Here is a 15481-nt window from a genome sequence, read left to right as displayed (position 1 = left end):
TCAGTTTGTTTATCAAATAGATATTACTTAATAACCACCCAGGTATAACTGTTAGACTGTACTGTTACTTCTATTTTTATGGAGTAATCTCTGTTTAAGGTATAGTTTTTAATAGAACCATCCTCTATTTGAACCTTGGCTCCATCAGTAAGTCCTGTATAATATAGGGGTACTTTAATGTTCTTGGTTATTGTTTTATTGGTTGGGTTGTAAACCATCAACATTCCTTTCTCTTCACCTTTGGGGTTAACACTCAACCAGTAATCAATATCCCTTCCGTCAGCTCTACGTAGATGGATAATATCACCCTCCAATACTTCACGGTGTTTTTTATACCAATTGACCACTCTGGTGACCATGGATTTGGTTTTATTGGAATCAAAAAGTCGTGGGCCGCGGTAACAAGCTTGAACACCCCCGCCAAGATTACTGACCATCATCATCTCGTAATGGTGAAGATGATCTTTAAGGGGTTCAATAGTGGCAGCTTCACCACCTCCATGATATTCGGTAAGCGGAACAAACATCCACCCCATGGAAGGTGTTTTTTGCCATGCACCATCGTAAATATTCTGTCTTGTATGTATAAGTTGTTGTTTACGGGGTAGACTCCAGTTGACTTCTCTATATCCCATACCACATTTATTGCCTCCTGCCATATAATAATAATCTGGTATATTGAGGTAAATTCCATTTGCACGACACCATTGGTAGAATTGTGAAATGGTCTCATATTGTTCCCATTGCGAATCTTCTAGGCCTTTATGCCCAGGATGATTTTGTGACGTGCATACATCTCCGGGATAGGAGCCATCATGTTCAAGCAAGGTAAAGCCCGTTTTTTCATAGAAATTATACAATTTTTTAAAATAATTCTGTCCCCACTGGCTTTCAATACATGGTGAGTTTCCAAAAGTTGGACGTTGTCCAGGGGGCATAACTACATCATGTCCATCACCAATTCTACGAGAGGCCAATAGAGAGTACCCGCCTATTTCTATACCTTTACTTTTAGCGTAATCGGCATATTTTTTCATTTTAGCCAAATATTGTTTGCTATCATCTTCAATATTGAATCCACTTCCAAAGGTCAGTATCACCATTTCAAACCCTGCTTCTGCTGCTTGGTCAATAGCGCTTTTCACCCTTTCCCAATCTGCAAATCGAGCATGCATCATAAGGGGATTCTCAGTGGTCCATGGAGCAAGGGTACGGTACATTTTCCGTAAGGCCATTCCTTGTCGTTCCCTATCATAACTATCATAAGGCATTACAAAAGTGCGAAAGGTTTTAAAAGTTTTGCCTGGTCCTATGGTTTTGTTTGGACCAATTTCTGGACCTACATTAAGTAGGCATGGCGTAATTCTGAGATAGTTGACCTGTGTATGGTAGTCTGGGTCAGGTAGCCAATGCACTGTATGATGGTTGGCATCTTCTACATTGAAACTTGAAAAAGCATAATCGGTTTCTACATGAATGTTAGGTGGAGCAACATTGAATTCACGTGTTTCCACGGCCGAACCGTATTCAACAGCAGCAATAATTTCACTGGTAAATTTATTGACTGTTATGTTTCTTCCACTGTTGTTCATTAAAGTAATCCACTTGGCCATTACAGGAATGCCGTCATACAGTTCATAATGAACTGATAACGTAATATCTTCCTTAGTGAATCCCATTCCGACGTTTTTGTGGAGATTACCATAGGTAGTATAGTTCATAACCTGCATTCTAACCAGTTCGCCAAATTTTGTTTCACTGTCATTACCTTCTCCTTTACCATTGGTTTTACCAATACGTACATGGGAGGGCATGGTATCGAAAGGTTTTAGCTCTTCAATGGTACGCCAATCACCATCTTGTGGCTTGGCTTCGCAAAAAACACCTAGATCTGTAATACGATAACGAAGCGTCCAGGGTTTGGTCATATCCAATACTTGACGCCCACCTGCAGCTTTATTTTCCTTATGCCCATCCCAAAGACCGAACATGGGTACGCCATCATCATATGTATTTCCACCAGGTCGAAGATAGAATTTGATTGTTTTTTTAGGCCAGACCAAAGTAATTCCTGGCCCATAATTCTTGCTCTTGTCTGTTCCTATATTGAAAGTTGCTTCAATAATTTTGGCATTTGTATCCAACTTTTTCTCAATGTAAACAGCAGTGTTTATAGGGGTGTAGATTTCTCCTACCTTGCCTTCATTTTGAAATGATGAGCGCTCATGCACCTTGGAATATATAGTTTTCCAGGAATCATCAAGGGTGTTGAAATCTGTCTTGTAAAGAATCTTTCTACCATACGAACTTGGGAGCAAAGCCTTTCCACCCAATAAGTCTTGAGGTTCTGGCATAATATAATCCATGCGTAGATGAACCCCTTTGGGAGGCCATTGGGAGTCTTTGGCGTAATCCCTTACCCGCTTCCATTGAAAGGGAGCTTCTGGCTCACTAATTTCATGCCCAATATATTGCATGGAAGAAGCATCTCCCTTTAAAGAATTCAACCATTCTGGTTTAAGAAATGCATAGTTGGGCTGTCCTTTTAATCCACCTATTTCGTAATTGATACCATCTATTTTGATGATTGCCTCTGGTTTAATGCCACGAAGGAGGGATTCACCAGTAACTAAATTGTCTAAACTTACTGTGGCGGCATTAGGAGTTATGCGAAAAACACGTTTAATAATCCCATTGGTCATTTCAAGCTCATTGCCAACATGTTTTACTTCGGCGTTGTATGATGAATTGTTAATTAGCCAATCTGTTTGAGCTGATACAACCGGCATATTGCAATGAAGTAAAATAATAATAAGTGGAATGGAAAGGTGTTTGATGATGGTCATAAAAGTTTGGCGTAAAAAAATTGAACTAAACTAGAATTAAAAAGTTCTGAGTCTAAAATGAAATTTTAGATTAAACCAACCTAGTTTTGCTATTACGTTTGTACATAAGTATGAAGAGTCTTTCTGTCCGTACAATTTATATCTGAAAATGGATTTAAAGATCACTTCATGTTGTTGTTAACAAAAATGAAGTGATCTTATGGTCTAAAATCCACCTTTTGATTGGTTGGTTTGGTTGTTATTGGTTTTAAGTCCCTTAATCCTATTTTTAGAAAGAAGGGTTGGTTATTTAGAGGAAACTAATATACTTTAGTATATAATGGCTTTCTACAAGAAGTTAAACATATTCTGATACTTTTTTTGCATAATATGTTAAAATACACGTCTAATACCAAATTTTGAGGTGTTTACCTTAAACATTGTAGATGTTTTTCTTTTTTCGAATGACCGGGATATAGCCTAAAAATTATATTCATTTGAGATATTTAGTCCGCTTTTGAGCTTTTTTGTCTAATTATGGATATTGAAACAACAGTATTGATCTTACTCAGGTGATAGACATGTCTTTGTTTCAGAATATAGAATCTTTCTGCCACTGCATTGACCGGTTAAATGAGTAGAATAATAGTTAATAAAAAATAGATGAATATTAGTACGGATTGGAATGCTATCAGGCAGCATTTCAATAAAAGTTTTAAATCGAATTTTCATGTATCAATTGCATCGGTAGATGCAAATAATAATCCAACGGTAACACCAATAGGGTCCCTGTTTTTAAATGATGACCAGACTGGATTTTATTTTGAAAAATTCCCTTCAAAGCTTCCGATTCATGTAAAGAACAATAAAAACATATGTGTTTTAAGTGTGAATAGTAATCGTTGGTTTTGGATTAGAGCATTGTTTAAAGAAAGATTTTCAACAACACCTGCAATCAAATTATATGGAGAATTGGGACAAAAAAGGAAAGCCTCAAAAAAGGAACTCGCACGCCTTAACAGAAGAATGAAGATGACCAAAGGGTTAAAAGGGAACACCTATCTCTGGGGGAATATGGAGTTTGTAAGAGAAGTAAGTTTTAAAAGCGTTGAAAAAATCAATCTAGGTAAAATGACCAAATAAATGAATATCTATTTCCTTATTGCCGGTGTATTGTGTTTTTTGCTTGGGATTATCCATTCAATTCTTGGTGAATACATGATTTTTAATGACAAAAGAATTAAAGGTACTCTTGTGCCTTCAAAGAAAAGTGCAAGTCTAAAAGTGAGGCATTTGCGTATACTTTGGGCCACATGGCATTTGGCTTCAATTTTTGGTTGGTGTTTTGGTTTTTTTTTAGTGCGTATAGCTGTTGATTATCACATGGTAAATTCGGAGTTCATGAAATTTATCATCAGTTCTACTGCATACACCATGTTTATATCTTCAATAATAGTCTTAATTGGCACCAAAGGAAAACATCCGGGATGGATTGTTTTTTTGTTTATTGGAATATTATTGATGTTTGGTAGCTGATACAGAAGCGATAAAATTAGGTCACAAATCTGTTGCCCAACAGGATTATAGTAATTTTGGAATAAACCTTTAATGAAGTTATTGGTAGATTTTATATTGGTTGGTGGTATTGTTATAACACTTCTTATACTTTTTCTTTTATTTAAAAAGAAACAAAAAGAACTACCACATGTTATATTAACTGTTTTTTTTATTCTTCTGCTTTTTGTTTCGCTGCGTTTTTACGCTGAATATCATAAAATAACATGGTTATTTAGGGTTTCTTTTATTCCGGAGGATACTATAGTATGGTTCATTGGGCCTCTATTGATGTTGTATATTAAATCTTTGTTTTTGGCGACCAATAAGCTTATAAGAAAGAATTTAATTCATTTTGTTCCTTTCTTGCTTTATTTGGTTTTCATTTCAATTCCTGTTTTAGTATCAGCCATAAAAGGAAATTTCATATTTGAGTATTTAAGATGGTTGTCTAATCATACCTATTTAATGGTAATCTTTAGAGGCCTGCTGTTGGTAGGGTATATACTTTACTGTCTTCATTTGTTTAAACAGTATGTTGCTCTAATTAAGACCAATTATTCCTCTTTGACCAACTATGATTTTTTATGGATAAGAAGATTGCTCTTCGGGAGTTTAATAATTATTTCTCTGGATATTTTTTCGGAATTGTACGAAATGGTATTTGGATATTTAGGGTGGGATGCTGGTTATATTACTGTTATCTCCATGGTAATTCTAATAGCATATTTAGGCTATCATGGGGCAAATCAGTCCAAGATATTACTCCCCAGTTTTTTATTATTGGATAATGGGAACTTGAGTGGTGATGTAAAACGGCAAAAGGTAATTATGGCCAGTACTTTTTCAAATGAAGAAATCCAGCTTTTGGAAGAAAAACTTCAATACATCCTGAAAGAAGAAAAACCCTATCTTGATGAGGACCTTACATTGAACAAGCTGGCAAAGTTACTGGAGGTTACGGATAAAAAACTCTCCGCCTTTTTAAATCAATATCTACAGACCACTTTTTATGACCTTATAAATAAGGAGCGAGTTGCGGTTGTAAAAGAAAAACTTCAATCTAGTAATTTTAATAAATTCACCCTTTTGGGAATAGCTTATGAAAGTGGTTTCAAATCAAAAACCAGTTTTAACCGCATCTTCAAAAAAGAAACTGGCCTTTCACCTTCTGAGTATAGAAAGCAGTATATGTAGTATTAAAAGTTAGTGCCAACGGAAGCATTGGGGCGTTTCTTGTTTCTTGTTCCACTTCATTTGTTGAAAAAATCAAAATGAAGAAAATTGTTGCTGCGTTTAGTTTGTTGGGTTGTTTAGTATTGCCAACTGCTTGTACCCTTGAAGCCTCTTTTGAATCAGATGGGTATAGAAGTAGGCTGTCTGTTAATACAAATGGCAATAATCCAGATGGTTCTATTTCACTTGGAGGATATTTAACCATTAAAATTGTTGGTGAAGATCATGATGGTATTTCGCATATTGATGTGCGCATTCCCACTATCAATGTAGACCAAGAATTTGTAAATGTTTCCAACAATGAACGTTGGGAAATTAACCAAACATTTAATATTGATACCATAAATTATGATGCTCCGCATAAAATTTATGTTACGCTTACGGACAAGGATGGAGTTGAACATTCAAGAGCTTTTAACTTGAAAATTGAGGTGAATAGCTTAGTTGCAGCTAATAATCTCTAGAAAATAGTAATCCAACTAAATAAAACATGAAGAAAATAATATTGCGAATATTAGTACTGATTCTTGTGGGCAAGAATGGCTTAGCTCAGAACAATAAGGTAGAATTGGCGATTGGTGAAAAGGTGTCCAAACTTATTAAACTGGGTGACTCGGATAGTTATCAAATAGAATTAAAGAAAAACCAGTTTGCCTTATTGAACCTAAAACAGATAGGTATTGATTTAAAAATAACCACTTACGCCCCTAATGATAAGGAAATTGAAGAGTTTGATTCTCCCAATGGCAATAATGGAAACGAAATCATCCTTATTGATGCACTTTCAAATGGCAGGTATGAAATTAAAGTGACGACTTTGGGAGAGGATAAAAAGTATAAAAAAGGAAATTATGAAATAAAACTCATTGGGATTAATGATTCTGTAAAATCTCATTTGAACAATACTCTAAAAACCTTATATGATCGTAACCATATTCCAGGTTTTGGAGTAAGTATATTAAATGCGGAGAAAATACTGTATCAAAATGCTATGGGATATGCAAATATGAAAGATAAAGTTCCATATACTATTGAGACAGTTCAAAACATCGCCTCTATTTCAAAAACGTTTATTGGTCTTTCACTCATGAAATTGGTTGAACAAGAAAAGCTCACGTTAGATACACCGATAAATGAGTTGTTACCATTCAAAATTGTAAATCCCTATTTTCCCAATAACCTTATTACAATTCGCCATTTGGCAACCCATACATCAACAATCAATGAACAAGGATTTTATCATAAAGCTTATATTTTACAGGACAAGGAAGCACTTGGCAAATATGATTACCATAAACATTTTCTAAAGGAATTAAATAGTGCCAAGAAGAATAAAAGACTGCCAATGTCGGACTTTTTGAAAAGGCATTTATCTGTAGAGGGGAAAGACTTTAAGAAAAAGAGTTTTTTTAAAGCAAAGCCAGGTGAAGATTGGTATTATTCCAATACAGGAGCAGCTTTGGCAGCACTGATAGTAGAATATGTAAGTGGCGTGCCTTATGATGAGTTTGTGCAACAAAACATACTAAATCCACTTCAACTGGAAAGTGCTGCGTGGTCTGGTAAAGTAACTGACAAATATACACTTGCAACGCAATATGATTTTAGAAGGAACCCACTTCCCAAAAGAACAATAGTAACATACCCCGATGGAGAAATGTACATAAACATATCAGATTTAAGCAAATATGTAATGTCATATATTAATGGGAATATTGGTAAAAATGGAATTGTTGGCAATGTTTATTTAAAAGAAATGATGAAAGTTCAGCATGAACAAATGGAGGGTGACTTTAAAGGTAGGAGAGATGGACTTTTTTGGGAACATAGCAAGAGTGGTGTAATGGGGCACAGTGGTGGAGATTATGGTGTTAGTGCTTTTATGTATCTGGACCCAACCACTAATTTAGGGTTTACCTATGTCTGTAATATAATGCCCCTTGAGTCAGATTATAGTAACGCCGAATCCAGAAGTATTTGGGCCGTGTTAAAGAGATATGCCAACTTTATTCATAGGAGCAATTAAGACTATATTGTGAATGGAGTTTTTAATTTATAATTAATTTACCTCATAAATCAATCTAATATGGAGGTCATTTGTTATGCTTGCGGCAAAGGGGAGTTTCCCGAAAATACTCTTGAAGCCATTGCCCATTGTCAGTCGATTAGTTCTAGTTGGCGTATTGAAATGGATGTGCAACTGACAAAGGACGGGGAGGTAGTTTTATTTCACGATGCTAACACAAAACGTACTACCAATTTGGATAAAAGCGTGGCTGAAACAAATTATAGTGAATTAAAAACAATGAATGCTGGTTATAACTTTCAGCAAAAGGAGGTATTTCCGTACAGGAAAAATCCAGTTACAATACCATTGTTAAAAGATGTATTTTGGCATTTTCCAAAAGCCAAGTTCCTGTTGGATATTCACACCAAGGATGTTCAAATTGTTGATAAAACCATTGCTCTTATTGAAAAGGCATATTGCGATAAACAAGTGGTAATTGTCTCTAAATATCATTATATCCTTAAAGCATTTAGGCAAAAACGACCGTTTTGGGAATATGGTGCCTCTTCTAAAGAAGTGAAGCAGTACTTGGTTGCACATTATCTTGGATTTGGAAAATTTGTAAGACCCAGAGCTTCAATTATGATGATGCCTTTATCGTATAATGGAAAGAAGATTCTTGCTACCTCTTTGGTAAAATCAATAAATAATAAAGAGAAGAAGCTTTGGCTTTGGTTGCATGAGGGTAAGGAGGTGATAACCGTTGATTCAAAAAATCAGTTTGACAGTATTAAAAATTATAATGCCAACGCTTTCTTTACCTCAAATCCTAGAAAATTATATAATGAAGTATTCAATGCCTGATTTTAGGCCTTTTTGAATTCATTGGCGGGCCGCGATGGGATTATTTAAATAATCTTTTGAAAACAGACAGTCTAGCAAACACAATTGTTTTAATTCTGTTCCTAGCTTATAATGTCATGTCTCAAGTTTTGAATAAAACAAAAGGCCATCACTTTTTTGTGATGGCCTTTTACTCCCAATAACCACGGTAGGGTTGTATCGATTCTGTTATCCATCGGATATTCAAAAAGTTATAATTTTATTATTCTGGGTGAACACCGAAATGCTGGTCGGATAGCGCTTGGATTTTAAATGAACTTATCTGACCCTAAGTTTAACCAATTTTTTCCAGTTTGAAAGCAACAAGGCCAGTCCATCTAAAGAAAGAAAGTTTGTAATAGAATTAGTTTAGATAAAGGTGTGATTAAGTGCTATTGTAACTAATTTTATTGTTTGTTTTCCCAATAATAATCTAAAACGTGTTTCGGAATTTCCATTTTCTGAGGCAAACCTTCATCAGGGATGGGGTATTCAGCAATTTGCTTTAAGGGGACTAAACCCGCCCAGACATCCAAGTTGTAATCTTCCGGTTCGTCTTCAGCACCAACATCCCTAATTTTAGCTGAAGCGGTTTCAATTGTCATTTCTATTACAAGTGTTCTATCTAATTCTTCTTGGTGCATTGATCTGATTTCATCCCATCGGCCTTTCATCATATGTTCCATAAAACAAAAAAGAGCCAATTCTTTTTCCCTTGGGTCTTCAAGTTTCCGAATTGAACCAAATAAAGTTGCACAGCGATAATTTACCGAATGGTGCAGACCAGATCGGGCCAAAACCAAAGCATCTAAATGCATAACTGTCATGCTCATTTCTTTAGCATCCAATAATGCTAGCAACATTCTATTGGCTTGCGAACCGTGTAAATAGATCTTATTGTCTTTTCTTCCATAGGCCATGGGCAATGTAATCGATTTACCCTCATACACATAACCTAGGTAGCCAATAAAACCAGCATCTAAAATGCTGTTGATTTTTTCAACATCGTAAGTTGCTCTATTATGACCGCGTTTTACTCGGTTTAGTTTCGATTTTGAATATATTTTCATACTTATCTTTTTTCCGGAGGAATATTTTTATATCTATTAGAGTTTATTTTAGCTTTTTCTAGATCTTTTGGCTTGAATATTTGTTTTGTCGAAGCTTTATTTTTCTCAATTTCTTTTCGGGGTCTAATGGGTCGTCCAACAAAATTCCCTGAACAACTCGGACAGACATTTTCAAAGATTTCAAGGGCACATTCTCTGCAATATGTGCATTCAAAGGAACAAATCATTGCTTCGGTAGAAGTGTTTGGTAAATCTTTGTTGCAATGCTCGCAATTGGGTCTTATTTCTAGCATGTTATAATAGTTTAGTAGGGATAGTGGTCCATGCGTATGGTCTCAAAAAAGGTTGACTCATTGTTCCATTTAATTGAAGACTATCCATCTGATGTATAGACTAAATCTCATCATTTTGTGCGGATGATGGTATAACTGTCAAAAGGAGACACAGCAAATGGAATAGCAATTTTAAAGGGCTTGGATTTTTCATTGTTTATGAGTTTTTAGACTTATATATTTCAAAAGTATTATATTCATGGACTATTGTAACAATCCAGAATTTATATAATAGGTAGTCCAGATGTTTCCATATAAGACCAGCATTCAATTTGATAGAAAAAGTAGCCAAGCATTATATCTACAGTTGTCAAATCAAATTATTCAATATATTAAGAACCAAACCTTAGCGCCTAATACCAAACTCCCAGGTAGTAGAATTTTAGCCGAACAACTAAATGTTCATAGAAAAACAATTGTTGCCTGCTACGAAGAGTTGTTATTACAAGGGTGGGTGGAAAGTATTCCTAAAAAAGGAACTTTTGTATTGGGCAGCTTGCCTATATTACATCGACAGAAACTAAAGGATTCAGCGATTTTTGACTTAAAGGAGAATGCTGGTTTTTGCTTCTATAAAAATTCCATTTTACCTGAAAAATCCACAAAAAGGAATCCTGATTTCATGTGTTTCAATGATGGTATTTCAGATTCAAGGTTAACGCCAATTGATGAAATTGCCAGAACGTACAGAAGAATTTCCGCCAAGAAAATGATCGTTGAACATCTCTCCTATGTTTCTACATATGGTAATCAAACATTACGTGAGGTATTGACTGACTATTTAAATGCTACCAGAGGTCTACATACAACCAAGGAAAATGTACTGATTACGCGTGGTAGTCAAATGGGCATTTGGTTATCTTCACAGTTATTGCTTAAAAAAGATGATGTTATAGTAGTGGGAAATACCAATTATGAGTCTGCTGATTCCACTTTTCGATACCAAGAAGCAAAAATAGAGCGAGTACCGGTTGATGAAGATGGAATAGTCACTAGTGATATTGAAATGCTTTGCAAACGAAAAAAAATTAAGGCGGTATATGTAACATCACATCATCACCATCCTACCACGGTAACACTTTCTGCAAAACGGAGAATTCATCTTTTGAATCTTTCACGGAAATACAATTTTGCAATTATTGAAGATGATTACGATTATGATTTTAACTATAACCATGCTCCGATTTTGCCTTTGGCAAGTCATGATTTACATGGCAATGTTATTTATATTGGTTCGGTTTGCAAAACCGTTGCACCTGTTTATAGGATAGGATATTTAATCGCTTCAAAAGCATTTGTAGATGAAGCTTCAAAACTTAGGGGTTTTATGGATAGGCAAGGTGATGCGCTTTTAGAATTGACATTTGCTAGTTTTATAAAGTCCGGCGATTTAGATAGGCACATTCGTAAAGTGATGAAAATTTATAAACAACGACGTGATTTGTTTTGTAAACTTTTAAAGGATGAATTAGGTGGTTTTTTTCAGTTTGAAACACCAAAAGGTGGTATGGCGGTTTGGACAAAGTTGAATTCGAATTACTCTTGGGCAGCAATTTCTGAAGCGGCAAGAAAATATAGATTGGAAATTGGAGATTGGAGGCGGTATGATGCAGCCAAATTAGGGCACAATTCAATTAGAATTGGTTTTGCTTCGTATAACGAGGAAGAAATTTATGAACTAATAAATAGGTTAAAGAATGCAATTAATAGTATTCTTTAAAAAATGTGTTCAGATAAATGACCATTTTATTTAACCTTCCCAGAATCTCGGGTTTACTATTTGCATAAAGTCTATTTATCCGTATTAAACAATTACCCTACATTTTGACAACTATTTAATTTAACCCATATGATTTTTGGATATGCCAGGGTAATTGTCCAGGAGAAGAATTTGGACCTGCAATTGAATGCACTTCTTAAAGAGAGAATTCCCCAAAAGAACATTTATACCAATAATGTGTCAAGTACCAAAGAAGAGTGAAAGAATTTCAAAAAGCTGTTGAACTATGTCCGGGAAGGTGACACCATTGTAGTTTGGAAACTGGACAGACGTGCAAGGAGTTTGATACATTTAACCAAACGGATACCTAGACCTATCAATTCTCTCCACATCATCCCTCTTTCAGCCATGACCTAAAAGAAGAAGCCTTACTCCGGCTTACATAGATGCTTTCAGAAAAATCACTAATGTTATTTGCGTTTAAAATAATTTTCACCTTACCATACCCGGCACTTTTATAAGAGTCGATAATGGCCATAGTGAGCAAAAACTGCCTGTTGGCCCTAAAAAAGCGTTTAGAAACCAGTTCTTCGAATTCACTCAAAGTTTTTTCAGATACAAACCTATCATAGTTGTCATCCACTATATATGTGTTTCCCACAGCTGTATAAATACAAATAACATTGTTCAGGTCAATCAGTTTATAGGCCGTGCCTTGAAGCACTTTGATTTTTCGCGGTTCTTCTTTTAAAGGGGATTTTTTAACGGACAACAAATACAGGCCGAAATACAGACAATGAAAAAGTAGCGTGAAAAGCAGAGCCAATACTGTATCCTGTGTATAAAATTCAAAGGAAAGCGAAAGTCGCTCTCCTTTGAAAAAAATGTTATCCAGAAGTTCATTTAGCAGAATACTGAAAATTACCACACTCAATGTATGCACCGTAAACTGATAAGTGACCCTTTTCACAAAATCATCGGACAAGGGTGCCCTTTTGTTCAAGATGTAAATACCCAAGGCATAAAATTCTGTAATCAAATAGGTGGTCACCAAATCAATGATATAGAAATACAGGTAATGTACAGTTGCATTTCGAAGGTTATAGGTAATCAAAAAATTGAGAGTGGTAATAGAAATGGCTATCAACCCTATATAGGGCCACTTAAAAAGTAGTTCTTGCGACCCTAATTCATTGCTGTTTTTATATCTTAAAAATGAAAACCCCATTTGCTATTACTTCTCTAACTTTTGAAGTTTATAACCCGATAACTTCAATTCAAAAACATCTCCTTTAATCAATTCAACGGTTTCCCCGCCAAAAAATTCAAAGTTGTAGCCCGGTATAATTGCTAAACTGTTGGATATGGGAGAGAGCCCCAATTGAAATTCAGTTTCACCTGGATAGAGAAGATGTACCCTTAATTCCAATACCCCGTATTCATTAATCGATAACTTGACCTTGTCAATAGTTTGATAATCAATTGCATCATAGTTGACCACTTCATAGGTTCCTACTGCTCGTTGCCATGACTCGGGAATTGTTGTATTGCTGATTTTCGCCCCACCAATATTTCTTCTTCCGCTTTCGTATTGTTCCCCTACAATGAGCTCATCCCCAACCTTGTCCCAAAACATATCCATTGCATGCACCTTGATACCCATCATCTTTACCGATAATTTAAGCAAATTATCCTCATGAGGCGTTGCCGTTCCTTTTTGCTTATCAAGACCAAGCGTTGCATTGAATTTTTTGCCAGCAGGTTCCAAGTTCAAGATTCCAAGATTGGTGCTATAACTACCTCCTAATTCTTTCATTTGACTGGTAGTCAAGTTCACTTTGCCCGACTTTCTCTTTATTGGAGGCAAGTTCCCTTTTAAACCATACTTTTTGGATAAAAAATCAAATACCTTGGACCAAACATTCCAGTGCAATTGGCTTGAAGCATTGGAATTGCTGCATACAATTACTGAAGCATTATACTCTGGAACATAAAATATATAGGTATAGAATGGCTCATGGATTCCACCTTTTTTTACCCTTTTAAACCCATTGTATTGTTGTATCTCCCACATCAATCCAATTTGAGTATTATACGCCATTGGAGCATCCATAAATTGAAGGGTAACAGCTTGCTTTACGACATCAGGTTTGAGAAAAGGATTGTGAATATTTACATTCTTGTTAAAATACACTTGGCATAATTTGGCCAAATCAGAAGCCGTGGAATATACCCCGTCAGATCCGGACCAACTGTATCCATAGGTTGGAGTTTCCTTTCCATTTATGTACCCTTTGGTTTCTACAGGACCAAAGCCAGAATTACCCATCTGCAAAGGTTTAAACACATTGGAGACCACAAACTCCTCATAAGGCATTTTTGCCACTCGCTGCACCAATAAAGCCAATAAATCCGTGCCCCAGTCAGAATACTGATATGCCTTACCTGCAGGTGCAATGAGATATTCGTTACGGCTATTCCGTAAAAGGCTATCCAAAGGCAAGGGCCGTTTCTTTAAAAATCCTTTGGCCAGTAAACGAGGTAATCCCGCGTAATGTGACAATAAATGGCGCACTGTAAAATTGATTGGGCCCGAGAAATGTTTCTTCATTTCAAAATCAGATACGTAATCCGTATATGGCCTATCAATATCGATACGACCATCGGAATATAGTTTTAACACAGCTGTTGAGGTAACTACCTTGGATACCGACCCAATAGGGTATTTTGTGTCAACCGTTGATTTCCGTCCACTTTTTAAATCGGAAAAACCAAACCCTTTATCCAAGACTACTTCATTGTCAACAACAACCGCCACGTTGGCTCCGATCACATTGTGTTTTTTCATTTTTTTTGAAACGAAATCAGGAAATGATTTCTGAAAACTAATGAGTTCCTTGTTTTTGTTCTGTGCCCAAACAGCTGAACATATAAGGCAAAATACTAGGCATTGATAAAATTGAATTGTTTTCTTCATGATTGATGTTTTTCCCAAAACAACAAACAATTTGGACTCGAAAAGTTGAAATTGTATTAAAATGAAGTGAAGCGATATGTTTTTGAATATGAAATGTACAGGCTTCCAATAAGATTGAATGGTTTTGGCTATTGGAAATCTACTTCTTGCGGTTAAGCGATCCTATATTCATTAAAATTACTGATACTGCTAAAGCCAAAAAAAGAGGATTCTTCTTCACCATTACTATTCTCTAGGCAAACTATTTTTAAAGAAGTTATAGGTGTTTATTGCTCCATTTCTATTATTGGCCAAGACGATAAGCAAATAATCGGATTCGGGAAAGTAGCGTAACTCACTACAAGAACCAACATTAACACCTCCATGACCGATATTTAATTGAGAATCATAAGAAATGACAGTACCCAGACCATACCCATTTTTCGCTTTAACTCCATTTTGATCCACTGAAATGAAATCATTGTTCATCCATACATTCGTAGCAATGGATTCAAAGCCCTTGCTTAGTAGTAGCAAGGAATATATATTCATCAAAAACGGAACGAAAATAGACCGGGTAGATATCAATGACATTTTATACATTGAAGGGTCCGGGAATTATGTTATATACCAATTGGAAAGTAAAAAAGTGATGGCCCTTGGTAAAATGGGTGAGGTATTGGACCTATTACCCGAAAATAAATTTGTTAGGATTCACAAATCTCACATTGTGCAAGTAAATAAAATAAAGTCAATTGAGGATAATCGAGTTATCATAGGGTGTGTGAAACTTTCCATAAGCAATACCTATAGGGCCGGATTCTATAATAAAATCAATTCGATGTGTTGAGAAGAGATTACGTTAAAACACAGAAAAAATGGGTTTTTATAGCAATCA

At 35.6% G+C, this 15481-nt stretch carries 16 protein-coding genes; 10 read left to right on the top strand and 6 right to left on the bottom strand.

What is annotated here, in order from left to right; genetic code table 11:
• Positions 1-23: 23 nt before the first annotated feature.
• A complete protein-coding gene (locus CRO15_RS17880) occupies positions 24-2846 on the bottom strand; it encodes a hypothetical protein (RefSeq protein ID WP_097047228.1) in 2823 nt (940 codons plus the stop codon).
• A gap of 642 nt (positions 2847-3488) precedes the next feature.
• Here CRO15_RS17880 and CRO15_RS17875 point away from each other — a divergent pair.
• The 6 genes from CRO15_RS17875 (at position 3489) to CRO15_RS17850 (ending at position 8487) form a co-directional block, all read left to right on the top strand.
• Positions 3489-3968 carry a hypothetical protein gene (locus CRO15_RS17875; RefSeq protein WP_097047227.1) on the top strand — a complete coding sequence of 160 codons (480 nt, stop codon included), beginning with the start codon at positions 3489-3491 and terminating at the stop codon, positions 3966-3968.
• A complete protein-coding gene (locus CRO15_RS17870; protein ID WP_097047226.1) occupies positions 3969-4361 on the top strand; it encodes a hypothetical protein in 393 nt (130 codons plus the stop codon).
• A 333-nt stretch (positions 4362-4694) separates the two neighbouring features.
• Positions 4695-5576 (top strand): helix-turn-helix domain-containing protein, encoded by an 882-nt coding sequence (locus tag CRO15_RS17865; RefSeq protein WP_207763959.1) that lies wholly within the window; start codon positions 4695-4697, stop codon positions 5574-5576.
• A gap of 77 nt (positions 5577-5653) precedes the next feature.
• Entirely contained in the window at positions 5654-6079 is a 426-nt protein-coding gene (locus tag CRO15_RS17860) for a hypothetical protein (protein ID WP_097047224.1), read from the top strand.
• A 26-nt stretch (positions 6080-6105) separates the two neighbouring features.
• Entirely contained in the window at positions 6106-7641 is a 1536-nt protein-coding gene (locus CRO15_RS17855; RefSeq protein ID WP_097047223.1) for a serine hydrolase, read from the top strand.
• Between the two features lie 60 nt (positions 7642-7701).
• Positions 7702-8487, top strand: a complete 786-nt coding sequence (locus CRO15_RS17850; RefSeq protein ID WP_097047222.1) for a glycerophosphodiester phosphodiesterase family protein — start codon at positions 7702-7704, stop codon at positions 8485-8487.
• A 425-nt stretch (positions 8488-8912) separates the two neighbouring features.
• Here CRO15_RS17850 and CRO15_RS17845 read toward each other — a convergent pair whose 3' ends face one another.
• Positions 8913-9575 (bottom strand): pyridoxamine 5'-phosphate oxidase family protein, encoded by a 663-nt coding sequence (locus CRO15_RS17845; protein ID WP_097047221.1) that lies wholly within the window; start codon positions 9573-9575, stop codon positions 8913-8915.
• A gap of 2 nt (positions 9576-9577) precedes the next feature.
• Positions 9578-9868 carry a DUF1272 domain-containing protein gene (locus CRO15_RS17840; protein WP_097047220.1) on the bottom strand — a complete coding sequence of 97 codons (291 nt, stop codon included), beginning with the start codon at positions 9866-9868 and terminating at the stop codon, positions 9578-9580.
• 283 nt (positions 9869-10151) lie between these two features.
• On the opposite strand from CRO15_RS17840, the gene pdxR reads away from it, so the two are divergent.
• The 3 genes from pdxR (at position 10152) to CRO15_RS20060 (ending at position 12044) form a co-directional block, all read left to right on the top strand.
• The gene (gene pdxR / locus CRO15_RS17835; RefSeq protein ID WP_097047219.1) at positions 10152-11627 is read left to right on the top strand and encodes a MocR-like pyridoxine biosynthesis transcription factor PdxR; all 1476 of its coding nucleotides are present in this window, start codon (positions 10152-10154) and stop codon (positions 11625-11627) included.
• A gap of 129 nt (positions 11628-11756) precedes the next feature.
• Positions 11757-11888 carry a recombinase family protein gene (locus CRO15_RS20030; protein WP_280950985.1) on the top strand — a complete coding sequence of 44 codons (132 nt, stop codon included), beginning with the start codon at positions 11757-11759 and terminating at the stop codon, positions 11886-11888.
• Between the two features lie 15 nt (positions 11889-11903).
• Positions 11904-12044: a recombinase family protein gene (locus tag CRO15_RS20060; RefSeq protein WP_097047218.1), complete on the top strand. Its 141-nt coding sequence runs from the start codon at positions 11904-11906 to the stop codon at positions 12042-12044.
• Here the strand turns inward: CRO15_RS20060 and CRO15_RS17825 are convergent.
• The 3 genes from CRO15_RS17825 to CRO15_RS17815 form a co-directional block, all read right to left on the bottom strand.
• Positions 12019-12855, bottom strand: coding sequence for a LytTR family DNA-binding domain-containing protein (locus CRO15_RS17825; protein ID WP_097047217.1), 837 nt, complete (start codon positions 12853-12855; stop codon positions 12019-12021). The two genes, CRO15_RS20060 and CRO15_RS17825, sit on opposite strands and share 26 nt — an antisense overlap.
• Positions 12856-12861: 6 nt before the next feature.
• Complete coding sequence (locus CRO15_RS17820) at positions 12862-14604, bottom strand: serine hydrolase domain-containing protein (protein WP_097047216.1); 1743 nt, start codon at positions 14602-14604, stop codon at positions 12862-12864.
• A gap of 225 nt (positions 14605-14829) precedes the next feature.
• Complete coding sequence (locus CRO15_RS17815; RefSeq protein WP_165769994.1) at positions 14830-15120, bottom strand: hypothetical protein; 291 nt, start codon at positions 15118-15120, stop codon at positions 14830-14832.
• Here CRO15_RS17815 and CRO15_RS20055 point away from each other — a divergent pair.
• Complete coding sequence (locus CRO15_RS20055; RefSeq protein WP_097047214.1) at positions 15056-15433, top strand: LytR/AlgR family response regulator transcription factor; 378 nt, start codon at positions 15056-15058, stop codon at positions 15431-15433. The genes CRO15_RS17815 and CRO15_RS20055 overlap by 65 nt on opposite strands.
• Positions 15434-15481: the final 48 nt, after the last annotated feature.

The sequence above is a fragment of the Flagellimonas pacifica genome (assembly GCF_900215465.1).
Classification (GTDB): domain Bacteria; phylum Bacteroidota; class Bacteroidia; order Flavobacteriales; family Flavobacteriaceae; genus Flagellimonas; species Flagellimonas pacifica.
Note: the sequence above shows the minus strand (reverse complement) of the source record. Positions and strands in the feature narration are given on the sequence as shown.

Coding starts and splice junctions, on each gene's coding strand:
- CRO15_RS17880 (WP_097047228.1), bottom strand. CDS start 2,846: ATGACCATCATCAAACACCTTTCCATTCCACTTATTATTATTTTACTT.
- CRO15_RS17875 (WP_097047227.1), top strand. CDS start 3,489: ATGAATATTAGTACGGATTGGAATGCTATCAGGCAGCATTTCAATAAA.
- CRO15_RS17870 (WP_097047226.1), top strand. CDS start 3,969: ATGAATATCTATTTCCTTATTGCCGGTGTATTGTGTTTTTTGCTTGGG.
- CRO15_RS17860 (WP_097047224.1), top strand. CDS start 5,654: ATGAAGAAAATTGTTGCTGCGTTTAGTTTGTTGGGTTGTTTAGTATTG.
- CRO15_RS17855 (WP_097047223.1), top strand. CDS start 6,106: ATGAAGAAAATAATATTGCGAATATTAGTACTGATTCTTGTGGGCAAG.
- CRO15_RS17850 (WP_097047222.1), top strand. CDS start 7,702: ATGGAGGTCATTTGTTATGCTTGCGGCAAAGGGGAGTTTCCCGAAAAT.
- CRO15_RS17845 (WP_097047221.1), bottom strand. CDS start 9,575: ATGAAAATATATTCAAAATCGAAACTAAACCGAGTAAAACGCGGTCAT.
- CRO15_RS17840 (WP_097047220.1), bottom strand. CDS start 9,868: ATGCTAGAAATAAGACCCAATTGCGAGCATTGCAACAAAGATTTACCA.
- pdxR (WP_097047219.1), top strand. CDS start 10,152: ATGTTTCCATATAAGACCAGCATTCAATTTGATAGAAAAAGTAGCCAA.
- CRO15_RS20030 (WP_280950985.1), top strand. CDS start 11,757: ATGATTTTTGGATATGCCAGGGTAATTGTCCAGGAGAAGAATTTGGAC.
- CRO15_RS17825 (WP_097047217.1), bottom strand. CDS start 12,855: ATGGGGTTTTCATTTTTAAGATATAAAAACAGCAATGAATTAGGGTCG.
- CRO15_RS17820 (WP_097047216.1), bottom strand. CDS start 14,604: ATGAAGAAAACAATTCAATTTTATCAATGCCTAGTATTTTGCCTTATA.
- CRO15_RS20055 (WP_097047214.1), top strand. CDS start 15,056: ATGAAATCATTGTTCATCCATACATTCGTAGCAATGGATTCAAAGCCC.